The organism is Mycobacterium sp. 4858 (assembly GCF_900240975.1).
Taxonomy (GTDB): Bacteria; Actinomycetota; Actinomycetes; order Mycobacteriales; family Mycobacteriaceae; genus Mycobacterium.
Window position 1 is genome coordinate 3539698 of sequence record NZ_LT968776.1, and the last position, 14498, is coordinate 3554195.

Here is a 14498-nt window from a genome sequence, read left to right on the forward strand (position 1 = left end):
TCACCCGCGACGTTCTCGTTCTCCCGCCGGCGAGCGTGTACAGAGGCCCGGCGCTCCCTCGCGGTCGACAACGCCGGTGCGGTGCATTGCCAGGCGTAGGGCAATCACGGCTTCATCGTCTCCGCCGACCGCGACGTGCTCTGGTAGCGGCTAGGGCGTCCAGGCGAAGGCATCGACGCCGGTGTCAACGCGCTTGGGATTGCGGTTGTCGAAATCGGCTACCACCAACGCCTTTTCCGGAGAGGTGTCGAGGTAGGCCACGAAGTTGCCGGCGCCCCACGCCGGTCCTTGGCCGCTTGCTTCGACGTCAGTCGCCGTCGTACGCGGCATGTAGTCCGCCTTGCCGAGAATTTGGATCGCCTTCGACGAGTCCGAGGGGCCCGGCTTCGTGAATGCCACCGCACCGGAGTCCAGCACGGCGATATCGCTGTAGTTCGAACCCTGTTGCGTGAACACGATGGTGGGCTGGGCGCCAGCCTTGTCGGCTGGGACGGAGTAGATGCCGCCGGTACGCAGAGCGAAGGGAATACTTGTGAAATCCGGACCCGAAGCGTCACCGGTGGTGAACAGTATGGTCTGCCCGTCCTTGCCATAGGTCACCGAGAACGCATTCGTGCCGGCCGCGACCCGTCTGGATGCGCCGCCGACCACGAGCACATTGACATCGACAGGCCGCACGTCGCTGCGCGAGTTGACCCACACGATGTGGCCGCCGTCGGGTGACCACGCGAAGTCGGGTACGGCGAACAGCGGCGGTTCTGCGGGCACCAGCGCGCCATTGTCCGTGGCCGCGACGAGCAGGCGGCCACCGTTGATGATCCCGTTAGCGGGGTGGTCGACGAAGGCCACCTGTTGTCCCTTCGGCGACCATCTGGGGCTTGCGATCATGGTCGGTCCCTCGTCGGGGACCTGCGGAATTTTCGCCGGGTCCACGAGCCGCCGCGGCGGACCGACGGGCATGAGCTCTCGCGAGAGGTCCTGCACCCATAACTCACCGCCGTAGTCGTCACCCTTCACCTTTCGCACGAACGCGACGTGCGCCAAGTCGGGCGATGGCGCGGGCTGGGTGTCCGCAGGGCCGTCCGTCAGCTTGCGCCCCGGCTCGCCCGCAGGCGCGCTGACGTACAGCGACCCCGCCTTGGCGTAGAACAATGCGCCGGCCCGGTTGGACACCGGAGCAGACGATGACGTCGGGGTGACCGGCGACGGCGCGGAGTGTGGGGTGCCTCCGGTCGAATGGCACGCGGAAAGCAGCACGGCAAGCAGTGCCGCAGACTGCCGGCCACGACGCCAGAACATGGGCGTCACCATAACTGGCTTGCTAGGCCCGGACGAGAACTCCGGTGGGAAGGGGACTTTGGTCCCTTGTCGAGTCCACTGGGGCACCGAGCGTCCGTGCAGTTCAACGCATCGTACGCAGTAGTCTGAGCAAATCTGGGTCGTCTTCCTATCGGAGGTAGAGCCTTTATGCCCTGTCTGACTGGCGTCGCCGGGGCGAAGGATCACCAGGGTGATCAAGCAAGCCATTGGGGTCGTTGCGGTGGTTCTTCTCATCGCGGGGTGTTCAACTCGGACACACACCGGCGGGGGCACCACCACCACGACAACGCCGCATTCCCAGGCCGTGCGCGAATGGGTCGAGCTGACCAAAGACCACATGCAGGACCTGGGAATCGCCATGGGCAAGGCCACCTTCGCCATCGGCAGCCAGGATTACCCCGGCCTCGGGGCGGCCTGCCACGATGGCCATGAGGCAGCGAGTTTCCTGCAGGGCCACCTGCCGTCTCCCGACAAAGAACTCACCACGGCGCTGCAAGCCAGCCTCGACGACTTCGACGCCGCGTCCCACTTCTGCGTCGCCGCGGTCGAGGACAAGGATGCGAACGAGGCCCGCCATGCGGGGGAGTTCATGAATTCCGCGGAGGGGCATCTGTCCACCGCCACCGCCATCCGCGATCGCGTCCTCAACGAACACCCGTAGGTCATCGGTCGAGCGGGCCTTTTGCGGCGCTCGACGGAATGCGACGAAAGGTCCGGTGCGGGAGGACCTTGGCCCCTATGCCCGGTTACGGGGGAGCCGCGACAGTGAAACCACACGACTTCGTGGCAACCGAGAGAGGGCAATGACATGAATCGCGAAATCAGCAAATTCTTCTGCGGAGCGTTCGCCGGAATCGCTTATGCGCACGCGGGCTACGCCGTCGCCGCATCAGCCGGCATCATCGACGAGCCCATCTTCCTCGGCAGGAAGTGGGGCGTCGGGTTCATGTGGACGGAGGCCGTTGTCTACACGGCGATCAGCGCGGCCCTCGGATACGCCGGGTGGCGTTCACAACCCGTCGCGCTGCGCGACATGAGCGCGCCGCAGACCAACGGGCAGTCCGCGCAAGGGGCGCCCGGGGCGAAAGTATCGGTGTCTTCGCCGAATTGACCGGGTCGCCGACGGCGCGGGGACGCAGTAGTCCGCACCGAAGGTCCGCACAGAAGGGATGCCCAGCCGGATGAACGTCCCGCGTGGGAAGCGGTGGGTGGTCGCCTGCGTGCTCCTGCTGTCCGCCACCGCGGCGCTTTGTTCGGGGTCGGCATCGGCGGATCCGGTCGATGATGCGTTCATCGCGTCGCTGGTGAATTACGGGATCGAGGTCCGGGACAGCGGCACCGCGATCGCCATGGCGCACCGCGTGTGTACGGGATTCGACAACAACGCGAATGCAAGCGTTTTGGCGATGAAGGTGATGCGCGACACCGACCTCACGATGCGGGAGTCCGGTTATTTCATCGGCCTGTCGGTGGCCGCCTACTGCCCGCAGTACCGCGGGCTCATCGACACCTCGCTGATCTGGCTGATACCGGGTCCCCCGCTGATGTGAACGCGAACGCCGGTCATCGCGGCACACCGTCGGCGGGCCGACCGAGGCCAAGCACAGTAAGTTGGTCGCGACCGCCACCGCGAAGGAGTTGCGCCGAAGTGACCGACGATCCGCGGGCCGACGCTGTTTCCCGCCAATACGATCGGTGGGAATATCCGCCTCCCGTGACCGACCTCGCGGCATGGAGCACGAACCACTGGGATTGGTTCGATCCCTTCTGGGCGCACCGGGTGTTGTGGCCCGACCGGGGCTACAAGCCGGATCTCGACATTCTCATCGCGGGCTGCGGCACCTTCCAGGCGGCCCTGATCGCGTTCATGAACCGCGCCGCCACAGTGGTCGCCATCGACGTCAGCCGGTCGGCGCTGAAGCACCAGCAATACTTGAAGGACAAGCACGGGCTCGACAACCTGGAATTGCGTCTGCTTCCCATCGAAGAAGTGGCGACGCTGTCCCGCGACTTCGACCTGATCGTCTCCACCGGCGTCTTGCACCACATGGCGGAGCCGCTGGCCGGCCTCAAAGCGCTGGGCGGACGTCTGCGCGCCGATGGGGTGCTGGCCGTCATGCTTTACGCGAAGTACGGCCGCATCGGCGTCGACATGCTCGAATCGGTGTTTCGCGACCTCGGACTGACGCAGGACGATGCATCGGTCCAAATGGTCAAAGAGGCGATCACGGTGCTACCGGCGGATCACCCGGTGCGGTCCTACCTCAACCGCGCGAACGATCTGATGTCCGACGGCGCCCTGGTCGATACGTTTCTGCACAGTCGCCAGCGAAGCTACACCGTCACGGAATGCCTGGACCTGGTCAGCTCCGCCGGGCTGGCATTCCAGGGATGGTTTCACAAAACGCCTTACTACCCGCACGATTTCGCCGCGCCGGCGAGCCGGTTCCAGGCCGTGCTGGACCGGCTCCCGGACGTCGAACTGTGGTCCGTCATGGAACGGCTGCAGCCGGCCAGTGCCACCCACTTCTTCATGGCCTGCCGCCCGGAACGTCCGAAAGAGCATTACGCAATCGACTTTTCCACGGCTGAAGCGTTCGACTACGTCCCGCTGCTGCGCACGGCATGCCTACTGTCCGGCGACGAGATCCATTTGCCCGGTGCGAAGTTGAAGCTCAACCCGGCCCAGCTGCCCTTCGTCCAGCAGGTCGACGGCCGCCGCACGATTCGGGAGATCATCGAGTCCGTGGCACAGCGTGACGATGTCGGGCCGGAAAACGCCGATCTGGTAAAGGAATTCGGACGCAAGTTGTTCCAGTCGCTGTGGCGTCTCGACTTCTTGGCGATGGCGCTGAACACCGGCGCGTCCGGCTAGCCTTTCACGACGACGCCTCGGTGGTCCCGTTGTTGCCGGCCTTGGCCGCCAGAAGGCCCTGGCGAAGCGCGGCGATCGCGTGCGCGGCCTGGTTTGCCGCGGCGGTGTAGCCTTCCAAATCGACTGCGCTCTCCGCATTTTCGGCCAAGGTGCGAGACAGTCGCGCGGTGTCCTTCAGGGTGCGGATGGCCGCCCAGACCGCTTCCTCGAGTTCGTCGCCGTAAGCCACCAGCAGCGCCTGTGCGGTCCACGCGTGCCCGACCTGGCAGCGGTACCCGTTGTCGGCAACGGCCATCAGCGCGCCGTTGCAGCTGGGGCAGGTGTACCCGGTCGGCGGGCCCAGGTCCTCGATGCCGACCGCCGCCGCGAATTGGCTGTCCATTGCGATCTGGTTCTCCAACTCGAGCCGCCCGTCCGGGTCCGCCGCCGGCTCTTCGATGTTCCGGCCGGCCAGCTCGGCGAGCAGGCTCCCGATGTCCTTGGCCGCCGCGGTGTGATCGGTCACGGAGGCCTTGATGGCGTTGTTCGGCAGATCGGGAAACAGCGCGTCCGCCGGTTCCTGGACCACGGCGACTCCTCCCTTCCCCTTGATGGCGCGCAGCCCGGCCACGCCGTCGTCGAGCAGGCCCGACATCAGGACACCGATTGCCCTGGGGCCGTAGTCCAGCGCGACGGACCTGAAAAGCGCATCGATCCCCGGTCGGCGACCGCTCTCCCACGGACCATCCGACAGGGCTATCCGGTGGTCGCGGGCAAGCAGATGGTGATCGGGCACGGCGGCGTAAATACGTCCGGCCTCCAGGACCGCGCCGTCGACGGCCGCGACCGCCGGCAACGGACCGCACCTGCCGATGATCTGGGCCAGCAGCGAAGGCGCTCCCCGGCTCATGTGGATGACGATCATGACAGCGAACGGGAAGTCGGCCGGCATGCCCGCCGCCAGTTCGCACAACGCTTCGATGCCTCCTGCGGATGCACCGATCGCCACCACGCCTTCAGCCGGTGTCGCCGTGCGTTCCATAGCTCGACCCAGCCTCACCCTGTCCTGGCTGACAGCTTCCGGAGCCCGCCACCGCCTGCAAACGTCTGGGTCAAGACTGACGCCGGCTGGGCATGACGCCAAGGGTCGTAAGGCCCCTACTTGGCGCGGGCGCACGCCGAGGAAAGCGCTTGGTGGCGCGGTGATCACGGTGGTCAGCCCGGACTCGACGGTGCGCGGTTTGGCCCGCGGACCAAATTTCTGGCCTGCCGCCGGCGGCGCGGCGATCCGCCACTCATAGACTGGCGCATCGTGGGCATGCTGTTTGGTCTTGCTTCGTGGATCGTTTATTGGGTGCTCGTCGGCAACGTGCCGTTCGGCGCCGCCGCGTTGACCGCTCTGGCGGTCGCGGTCATCGCCATGGTGATCGGGGCGGTCGGCGGCAAGCCGGAGCGAACGCTCGAAATCGGTTCTGTCGCAGTCTTTGTGGTTCTGGTGGCGCTGACCTTCGCGCTGGGCGACACATTCGCCCGACGGTGGATGCTGCCGCTCAGCACCGGAGGCTTCCTCATGGTGGCGCTGGTCGGCACGCTGACGGGCAGGACCTTCGTGCGCGCGTTCGCCGCCGCGGAACAACCCGCCGACGTCGTGAAGACCGAACTGTTCGGCCGGACCGTCCGCGTCCTGAGCTGGATCTGGGTGGCGACGGCGGCCAGCATGACGGTGTCGTCGGCGATCCCGCCGATCCTGCGGGGGGACGCCACGATCCGGGACACCGGGACCCCGTTGTCGTACGTGTGCTACTGGCTGATTCCGTTCACGCTGCTGGGTCTGGCGGCGCTGGCCTCGCGATTCCTCCCCGCGCGGATGCTGATCGGCGTCGATGACCTCGAGCGCGAGACCTCGTTCGTCGCCTACGACGAAGCCACCATCGACGAGCTGTACTTCCTCGCGCAGGAACACGCCAACCGGGAGGTCGGCCCCGGCAAGGAGGCCTACAACGTCAAGGTCGGGGGCATGGGCACCCCGTTGACCGGGGACGAATCGCGCAAGTCGTGGCCGTCGACCTACAAGGTGCGCGACAAGCGGCGCTGACCGGTGCGCGGGCCGTTAGTCGTCGGCGACCCGCTTCGCCCGGCTTCGCCGCGCTCGCGATCGCCGCTAATCGTCGGCGATGCCCGGCGCGCTGAGCGCCGCGACGGTGTCTTCCCGGTGCCGTAGCGAGCGGGTGGCCGCCGCGAACTGGTGGAGCTTGGCGATGACGGCCTGCCCTTCCGGCCGGTGGCCCCAGATGCTGATGCCCTGGTGGGTGGTGGGGCTCCAGGTCGCTTCGTCGACGACGATCGGGTTCCAGCCCACCTCCCATTCGAAGCCCGACGGCGTCGCCGCGTAGTAGGAGAGCTCCTTGTCGTTGGTGTGCTGCCCGATCGACAGGGCCATGCCGAAACCCAGTGCCTTGACCCGCTGGTAGGAGGTGACCATATCGTCGAGGGCCGCGACCTGCACGTTGACGTGCTGGACGCGGGTGCGAATCGGGTTGATCGGCAACGCGTTCACCGATGCGATCGCCACCGAATGGTGTCGGTCGTTGACTCGCAGGAACCGGATCTTGAACCGCATTCCGCTGATGGTCTCGTCGATGTAGTCCGAAAGCCGCGCGTCGAAGACGTGGTTGTAATAGCCGCGCACCTCGTGGGGCTTCTTCGTGGTGAGGGCGACGTGGCCCATTCCGCCTGTGCCGGTGACGAATCCGCTGCCCGGGATGTCCAGGGACAGCGGCGCGCTGCGGGCGGTGGTGTAGATCTCCTGGGCGAGTCCGTTCGGGCCGGGGAACCGCAGGAAGCGCTCGACCCCGCGCAGCTTCGCCTCTTCGTCGCTGCCCTCGACGCTGGGCACCCCGTGGTCGGCGACGCGGCGACTGATCTCGTCGAACGTTGCGTGACCGTCGAGCTGCCAACCGAGCGCGACGACGTCTTCCGCCGGCCCCCGCCGCAGCAGCACGCGACACTCGTTGTCGTCGAGGCGGAACCGGACGGTGTCGGGCGCCATCTCGTCGAGGTGCATGCCGATCGCGTCGCGGCCGAAGCGCTTCCAGTCGCTGATCTTGTCGGTTTCGATCACGACATAACCCAGGTGCGCATTGCCGAACACCGAGGGCCGGTGGGTGGTAGACATGTTGATCCTTGTAATTGATTGCAGTGGTTATGTTTTCAGGAACGCGGCAGCGACGGCGTTGAACAGTTCGGCACGCTCCCACTGGACCCAGTGTCCGGTGTTGGCGGCCAGCAGGACGTCGGCGTTGGGCAGCCGGTCGGCCAGCATCGCTGCGCCGCTCGGCTTGTTCACCTTGTCTTCCCGGCCCCAGACGATGAGCGTCGGCGTCGCGAGGCCGGCCAGCCTGTGGTCGCGGGTGAAGTCCATCCGCCACAGCGTGCGCAACCCCGACGGCCGTTGCAGCGGCGGGTTTGCGATCACCTCGGGATCGATCGACGCCCGGTAGCGGGACTCGATCAGCGAGTCGGGCACCGCGGCGCCGTCATACACCAGGTATGACCGGATGAACGTGCGCAGCTTCTCCAGACTCGGTCCGTCGCCGCCGTAGTAGGCCAGCAGGCTCCGCAGGCCCTCGCTGGGCAGTCCGCGGGTCGTCCCGACGCCACCGGGACCCATCAGCACGAGCTTGTTCACCCGGTGGGGCGTGTCCAGGGCCAGGCGCAGCGAACACGACCCGCCGTAGGAATTGCCGACCAGGTGCGCGTTGTCGATGCCGAGCTCGTCGAGCATGCCCCGGATGTGATCGGCGAGGTACCCGAACGGGTCGCCCCGGTCGACGCCCTTGGTGGAGCGGCCGTACCCGGGCATGTCCGGAACGATGACCCGGAAGTTCTCGGCGAGTGCCTCGATGTTGCGCCCGTAATTCGATACGCCCGACGCGCCCGGTCCGCCGCCGTGCAGCAACACGAGGGCCGGGCCGCTGCCGGTCTCGGCGACGAAGATGTCTTTTCCTTTGACGCTGACGGTGCGTTCGGTGAGGGTGGTAGTGGTCACTGGGTCTTTCCTTACGACTTGAAGCCGGCCGGCGGCGGCGGAAGGGGCTGGCCGTCGGTGGCCCCGGCGTAGACGAAGCCGTCGGGCCGCACGACCACCGCCGACGCACCCTTGCTGTCCAGCCAGGCGGTCAGCGATCCGTCGCTGTCGACGACGCAGTCGGCGCGCGGAACGCTTTGGGGCGGGATGACTTTCAGGGCCGGCACGCCCGCGGCCAGCCAGTCCGGTGCTGTGACTGCGCGCCCGGTGTGCAGCACGGTCCACCGGCCGCCGACCACGTCGTCGAGGCGCACGCTGTCGCCCTTCTCGTCGCGGACCCAGGGCTGCGGGATCAGCCAGCCGACGGCCCCGTTCCCGTTGCGCGCGAGCAGACCGTCGCGGTAGCGCGCGTCGGGCAACCAGCGGTGGTCGCGCAGCCAGGTGGAGAAGTAGGGCACCCTGCTCGCGGTCCGGAAGATGTGATTGCGGGCCGCCGCGCGCAACCGGTTCCGCTCGATGATGAGCTTGCCGGTCTTCACCGCGCGATTGGTCACCTCCTTCACGTGGGGCAGCCGCTCGGTCTGATAGGTGTCGAGCACCGATTCCGGCAGCGACCCGTTCAGCACGGCCCCGAGCTTCCAGCACAGATTCGCCACGTCCCGCACCCCGGCGCACATGCCCTGGCCGATCCACGGTGGCATCGCATGGGCGGCGTCGCCGGCCAGGAAGATCCGGCCCACCCGCCACCGGTCGGCGAAGCGAACGTGGTGGCTGTAGCAGGCGAACCCCAGGATCTGCACGTTGTCCGGCGAGATCCCCTGGCCGCGCAGCACCTGCCAGATCGCGTCCTCCGAGAGCAGGTCCCGCTCGTCCTCTTCGTCGCGCACCGGGAACTCCCAGCGGTGGTGTCCCAGTGGGGTGGGGCAGTCGACGGTCGGCCGTTCGGGGTTGCAATGGAACCGAAGCCGGTCGTGGCCGGGCCATTCCTTGAGCACCTTGGTGTCGATGACGATCCAACGCTCGGCGTAGGTGCGGCCGCTGAAGCCGACACCCAGCTGGGCGCGGGTGGCGCTGGACCCGCCGTCGGCGGCGATCACGTAGGAGGCGCGGACCCGCCGGAACTCGTCGGTGGTCAGGTCGGCGAGCATCAACTCCACGAAGTCGCCCTGCGGGAGCAAACGCAGGCACTCGTGCCGAAGCAGGACGGAGACGTTGGGGAAGCGATCGACCCCGTCGCGCAGCACCTTCTCGAGCGCCGGCTGGTAAATGAACTGCTGCGGGGGGTGCCCGTTACCCCTCGACACGGGCAACAGCTTGACGAACGGCACGCCGTTGGCGTCGACGAAGTTCGCCCCGCAGCCCGGCTGCATGTCGGCGTTGAGCCGGTCCGCCAGCCCCACCTGCTGCCAGATCCGTACCACTTCCTCGTCGGTGGAGATGGCGCGCGCCCGCGCATAGATGTCCGGGTCACGTTCCACCACAACAACATTCAGGCCCAGCTGGCCCAACAGGTTCGCCGCGGTGCAGCCGACGGGGCCGTAGCCGACGATCGCCACGTCATAGGTTTTTTGCTCAGTCATCTCGGCCCTTCCGCCGGCTTGTTAATGTAGTGATCCATACAGTAAGCTTCGATGGCGTGACGGTCAACACTCAAAAGGGGGCAACGTGACCAGAGGCTCGGGCAGCACTGGCTCCAGCGGATCCCGCGCCGGCAGACGCACCCGGGCCAACGGGGAGCAGTCGCGCGAGCGGATCCTCGACGCGGCGACCGAGGTCGCCACCGAGCGCGGGTACGAAGGCACCACCATCTCGCTGGTCAGCAAGAAGAGCGGCCTGCCGCCGACATCGATCTATTGGCACTTCGCCGACAAGGACGACCTGATCGCCGCGGTCATCGAGCGCAGCTTCGGCCGCTGGCTGGCCGCCCTCGACCTGCCCGGCGGCGCCCTGGTCCAGGAGCGGGTGGCCGACCTGGGGACGCAGGTGGCCAAGGCGCTGCTGGACGCGCCCGACTTCATCCGCCTGGGCTTGATGCTGGCGCTGGAGCGCCGACCCGTCGAGCCGCGCGCGAGGGAGATGTTCCTCCAGGTGCGCGACGCGGCCTTTCACCGGTTCGAGGCAGTCGTGCGCGACGTTGCGCCCGGGCTCGACGAGGAGGGGGTGCGGCTGCTGACCACCTACGCGATCGCCGGAGCTGACGGCCTGTTCATCGCCAAAGAGATCGGTGGTGACTCGGTGGACCTGATCAAGCTCTTCGACCTGCACGCCCGCCTGGTCTTCCAGTCGGCGACCCAGCTGCTGGAATCCGGGGACTTCACATGATCGAGACGACCGCCCAAAACGGCCGGCTGGACGAGGCCGCCCGGCGGTTGTTTGCGGCAGGGGCGAACAGCAGCCCGATCCCGCCGCTGACCGAGGCCTATCCGGGCCTTGATGTGGCCCAGGCCTATGCGGTGCAACGACGCAACCTCGCGCGCCACCTCGCTGCCGGCGCGCGCCTGCGGGGCCGCAAGATCGGACTGACCTCCGCGCCGATGCAGGCGCTGCTCGGCGTCGACGAACCCGACTTCGGCTACGTGCTGGACAGCATGGTGCTGAGCGAGGGGACGCCGGTGTCCAGGCGGGCGTTCTGCACGCCGCGGGTGGAACCGGAAGTGGCGTTCCTGCTGCGGGCACCGCTGCGCGGGCCGGGGGTGGCGGCGGCCGACGTGCTGGCGGCCACCGAAGCGGTGGCCGCGGCGCTCGAGATCGTGGACAGTCGCATCGCCGACTGGCGGATCACCCTGGCGGACACCATCGCCGACAACGCCAGTTCCGGCGCTGTGGTGCTGGGCGACTGGGTGCCGATCGCGGACGCACCGCCCCTGCCGGGCACCACCGCCACGCTCTACCTCAACGACACGCTCGTCGAATCGGGTTGCGGCACCGCCGTGATGGGCGATCCGGCGGTGGCCGTCGCGTGGCTGGCCAACGCCTTGGCCGAGCACGGCACGACGATCGAGGCCGGGCAGTTCGTGATGTCGGGCTCCTACACCACCGCCGCGTTCGTCGAGGCCGGCGACCGCGCGAGGGCCGCGATCACCGGGCTCGGGTCGGTCGGCGTCAGCTTCACCTAGATCGAGAGGAAAACCCATGGCCGACGGTCAATTTCCGGTGGCGATCATCGGATCGGGCAACATTGGCACCGATCTGATGCTCAAAATCCTGCGCGGCGGCGGACCGCTGACGATGGCCGCGATGATCGGCATCGACCCCACGTCCGACGGGCTGGCCAGGGCGAAACGCCTGGGCGTGCCGACGTCGTCGGAGGGCGTCAACGGCCTGCTGGCCATGCCGGGCTTCGAGCGGGTGCGCCTCGTGTTCGACGCCACCTCCGCCGAGGCCCACGGCAGGCACTGGGAGGCGTTGCGCGACAACGGCGTACGCGTCCTCGACCTGACCCCGGCCGCCATCGGTCCGTTCTGCGTCCCGGTGGTCAATCTCGACGACCACATCGACGCGCCCAACCTGAACATGGTGACCTGTGGCGGGCAGGCCACCGTGCCGATCGTGGCCGCGGTGAACCGCTCGGCGCCGGTGGCCTACGCCGAGATCGTCTCATCGATCTCCTCGAAGTCCGCGGGCCCGGGCACCCGGGCCAACATCGACGAGTTCACCGAAACCACTGCCACCGCACTGGAAGTCGTCGGCGGGGCGCAGCGGGGCAAAGCGGTGATCGTGCTCAACCCGGCGGATCCGCCGATCCTGATGCGCAACACGGTCTACTGCCTCGTCGAAGGCGACTGCGACCACGCCGCCATCGAGGCGTCCATCGCGGCGATGATCGAGCGAGTCCAGGGCTACGTGCCCGGCTACCGGCTCAAGCAGCCCGTGCAATTCGAGTCGTTCGGGCCCGACAACCCGCTGCACATTCCCGAGACTGGAAAGTTCATCGGCACCCGGGTCACCACCCTGCTGCAGGTGACCGGCGCCGCGGATTACCTGCCCGCCTACGCCGGAAACCTCGACATCATGACCTCCGCGGCGCTGGCCACCGCCAAAAGCATTGCCGCACACGCGTTGGCGGGAGTGGGGGTGTCGTCATGACCGATCAGCTCTACATCAGCGACGTCACGTTGCGGGACGGGATGCACGCGGTGCGCCACCAGTACACACTGCGACAGGCCGCGGGCATCGCCGCGGCGCTCGACGCCGCCGGGGTCGACTCGATCGAGGTCGCCCACGGCGACGGGCTCGGCGGCTCCAGCTGCGTGTACGGGTTCGGCGCACACACCGATCTGGAGTGGATCGAGGTGGTCGCCGCGGTGGTCCGCCGCGCGAAGATCGCCACGTTGATCCTGCCGGGAATCGGCACCATCCGCGACCTCGCCGCGGCGCACCGGGCCGGCGCCACCGTGGTGCGGGTCGCCACCCACTGCACCGAGGCCGACATCTCGGCGCACCACATCGCCGCCGCCCGCGAGCTGGGCATGGACACCGTCGGCTTCCTGATGATGAGCCACCTGACCACCCCGGGGGCCCTGGCCGACCAGGCCAAGTTGATGGAGGGGTTCGGCGCCGGCTGCGTCTACGTCGTCGACTCCGGCGGTGCGATGACCATGCGTGACGTCGCCGAGCGCGTCGACGCGGTGCGCCAAAAGCTTTCCGCCGAGACCGAAATCGGCATCCACGCCCACCACAACCTTTCCCTCGGCGTCGCCAACTCGATGGTCGCCGTCGAGCACGGGTGCCGGCGCGTGGACGCATCCCTGGCCGGCATGGGCGCCGGCGCGGGCAACGCCCCGCTCGAGGTGTTCATCGCGGCCGCCACCCGGATCGGCTGGCAACACGGCTGCGACCTCGACGCCCTCGAGGATGCCGCCGACGACCTCGTCCGCCCGCTGCAGGAGCGGCCGGTGCGCGTGGATCGCGAGACGCTCACTCTCGGCTACGCCGGCGTGTATTCGAGCTTCCTGCGCCACGCGGAGGCGGCGGCCGAACGGTTCGGCGTCGACGCGCGCACGCTTCTGGTCGAGGCCGGGCGTCGCGGGATGGTGGGCGGCCAGGAGGACATGCTCGTCGACATCGCACTCGACCTCACCGGCGGCCGCGAGGCGGCGCGGGCGTAGACCGCTCGCCCCCAACGGTATTCGGCGCCGCTCACGCCTCGTCCAAAACCGGGAACAGCAGTTCCTGCACCAGCAGCTGGAGCGCCGCCGCCAGCGGGATCGCCACCAGCGCTCCGACCACGCCCAGCCACGCGGCGCCGAGGAGCACGGCGACGACCGTGACGCCGGCCGGCACCCTGACAGCCCGCCCGATGATCCTGGGCGTCAACAGATAGTCCTCGCCCAGCCGGAATCCCATGTAGAAGGCGACGGTCCCGATGGCGACCGGGATCGAGACGCTGACCGCGACGGCGGCGACGACGAATCCGCCCACCGTGGAGCCGTAGGGAAAAAGGTCCAAGACGGCGACCACGACACCCAGCAGGACCGCGTAGGGGACATCGAGCAGGACACACCACACGAACGTGGCGAACCCCGCGATGACCGACGTCAGCACGTTCCCGAAGAGATAGGCGCCGAACTTCGCCACCACTTCGTCGCCGATCAGGATGGCGCGCGGCCGACGGGAATTGGGCATGAGCCGGTAGAAGCCGGCCCGGATCCGGCGCATGTCGGCCAGGAAGTAGATGGTCAGCATCGCCACGATGCCGATGTGGGACAGGACACCGAACACCTCCGACCCGGTTCTGATGATCCCCGCGAAGGTGAAGCGGCCGGACCCGTTGACCATCTCGGTGATCCGCTGTTGCAGATGGACGCGCTCGTCGAGCCTGCCGATGAGCGACGAGCGGTCTTGGATGTGCTGCAGATAATGCGGCAGTTGCTCGACGAGCTGGCGTGCCTCCTGCACCAGCGGGGGAATGGTCGCGGCCACTGTCCCTGCGATGAGGGCGAACACGAGAGTCACCACGACCGTCACCGCCGCCCACCTCGGCAGCTTGTGGTTGACCAGCCACGACACGGCGGTCTCGAGCCCGAGCGCGAAAAACATGGCCACACCGATCAAGACCAGCACCGACGACATCGACCCGAGGACGCGGACCGCCCCATAGGTCACTGCCACGCCGGCCGCGGCGGTCATTCCCATGACGAAAGGGGAACGCCGGTCGAACCGCTCGCCGCGCCGGCCGAAGCGATGTTCCTCGGAACGCAACCGGGCGGCCCGCTGTTCGGCTTCGACGATCACACCCTCGTCGTCGCGGTGCGGCCGACCCACCAGCCGGTGATGGCCCTGTTCTGCGGCATGGCT

15 protein-coding genes are annotated in these 14498 nt (G+C 67.9%); 9 read left to right on the forward strand and 6 right to left on the reverse strand.

All coding sequences use genetic code 11. From position 1 onward, the window contains the following. Positions 1-150: 150 nt before the first annotated feature. Positions 151-1311: a hypothetical protein gene (locus C1737_RS25470; RefSeq protein ID WP_233214819.1), complete on the reverse strand. Its 1161-nt coding sequence runs from the start codon at positions 1309-1311 to the stop codon at positions 151-153. 199 nt (positions 1312-1510) lie between these two features. Here C1737_RS25470 and C1737_RS25475 point away from each other — a divergent pair, with 199 nt between their 5' ends. The 4 genes from C1737_RS25475 to C1737_RS25490 all read left to right on the forward strand — a co-directional run bounded on the left by C1737_RS25475 (position 1511) and on the right by C1737_RS25490 (position 4195). Continuing rightward, positions 1511-1981 carry a hypothetical protein gene (locus tag C1737_RS25475; RefSeq protein WP_067928231.1) on the forward strand — a complete coding sequence of 157 codons (471 nt, stop codon included), beginning with the start codon at positions 1511-1513 and terminating at the stop codon, positions 1979-1981. Between the two features lie 147 nt (positions 1982-2128). After that, the gene (locus C1737_RS25480) at positions 2129-2431 is read left to right on the forward strand and encodes a hypothetical protein (RefSeq protein ID WP_197516349.1); all 303 of its coding nucleotides are present in this window, start codon (positions 2129-2131) and stop codon (positions 2429-2431) included. 70 nt (positions 2432-2501) lie between these two features. After that, a complete protein-coding gene (locus tag C1737_RS25485) occupies positions 2502-2870 on the forward strand; it encodes a DUF732 domain-containing protein (protein ID WP_067928229.1) in 369 nt (122 codons plus the stop codon). A gap of 98 nt (positions 2871-2968) precedes the next feature. Continuing rightward, entirely contained in the window at positions 2969-4195 is a 1227-nt protein-coding gene (locus C1737_RS25490; protein WP_102419766.1) for a methyltransferase, read from the forward strand. Between the two features lie 4 nt (positions 4196-4199). Here C1737_RS25490 and C1737_RS25495 read toward each other — a convergent pair whose 3' ends face one another. Beyond that, positions 4200-5216: a chemotaxis protein CheB gene (locus C1737_RS25495; RefSeq protein ID WP_102419767.1), complete on the reverse strand. Its 1017-nt coding sequence runs from the start codon at positions 5214-5216 to the stop codon at positions 4200-4202. A 270-nt stretch (positions 5217-5486) separates the two neighbouring features. Between C1737_RS25495 and C1737_RS25500 the strand changes: the two genes are divergently transcribed. Then, on the forward strand, positions 5487-6269 hold the full coding sequence (locus C1737_RS25500) for a hypothetical protein (protein ID WP_199182935.1): 783 nt from the start codon (positions 5487-5489) through the stop codon (positions 6267-6269). Between the two features lie 66 nt (positions 6270-6335). Here the strand turns inward: C1737_RS25500 and C1737_RS25505 are convergent, their stop codons facing one another. Genes C1737_RS25505 through C1737_RS25515 form a run of 3 tightly spaced genes read right to left on the reverse strand, consistent with a single transcriptional unit; the run spans position 6336 to position 9781 of the window. Then, complete coding sequence (locus tag C1737_RS25505) at positions 6336-7349, reverse strand: VOC family protein (RefSeq protein ID WP_067928222.1); 1014 nt, start codon at positions 7347-7349, stop codon at positions 6336-6338. A gap of 27 nt (positions 7350-7376) precedes the next feature. Next, a complete protein-coding gene (locus C1737_RS25510) occupies positions 7377-8222 on the reverse strand; it encodes an alpha/beta fold hydrolase (RefSeq protein ID WP_102419768.1) in 846 nt (281 codons plus the stop codon). An 11-nt stretch (positions 8223-8233) separates the two neighbouring features. Next, the gene (locus tag C1737_RS25515; RefSeq protein WP_067928218.1) at positions 8234-9781 is read right to left on the reverse strand and encodes a bifunctional 3-(3-hydroxy-phenyl)propionate/3-hydroxycinnamic acid hydroxylase; all 1548 of its coding nucleotides are present in this window, start codon (positions 9779-9781) and stop codon (positions 8234-8236) included. Positions 9782-9866: 85 nt separating this feature from the next. On the opposite strand from C1737_RS25515, the gene C1737_RS25520 reads away from it, so the two are divergent. The 4 genes from C1737_RS25520 to dmpG are packed head-to-tail and all read left to right on the forward strand — an operon-like array spanning position 9867 to position 13309. Further along, entirely contained in the window at positions 9867-10523 is a 657-nt protein-coding gene (locus C1737_RS25520; RefSeq protein WP_102419769.1) for a TetR/AcrR family transcriptional regulator, read from the forward strand. After that, positions 10520-11317 carry a 2-keto-4-pentenoate hydratase gene (locus tag C1737_RS25525; protein ID WP_102419770.1) on the forward strand — a complete coding sequence of 266 codons (798 nt, stop codon included), beginning with the start codon at positions 10520-10522 and terminating at the stop codon, positions 11315-11317. The genes C1737_RS25520 and C1737_RS25525 overlap by 4 nt, the downstream gene beginning before the upstream one ends. Positions 11318-11354: 37 nt before the next feature. Next, on the forward strand, positions 11355-12287 hold the full coding sequence (locus tag C1737_RS25530) for an acetaldehyde dehydrogenase (acetylating) (RefSeq protein ID WP_102420128.1): 933 nt from the start codon (positions 11355-11357) through the stop codon (positions 12285-12287). Beyond that, complete coding sequence (gene dmpG / locus C1737_RS25535) at positions 12284-13309, forward strand: 4-hydroxy-2-oxovalerate aldolase (protein ID WP_102419771.1); 1026 nt, start codon at positions 12284-12286, stop codon at positions 13307-13309. Before C1737_RS25530 ends, dmpG begins: the two co-directional genes overlap by 4 nt. 31 nt (positions 13310-13340) lie before the next feature. On the opposite strand, the gene C1737_RS25540 is transcribed toward dmpG, so the two are convergent. Further along, a complete protein-coding gene (locus C1737_RS25540) occupies positions 13341-14465 on the reverse strand; it encodes an AI-2E family transporter (protein WP_102419772.1) in 1125 nt (374 codons plus the stop codon). Positions 14466-14498 lie beyond the last annotated feature (33 nt).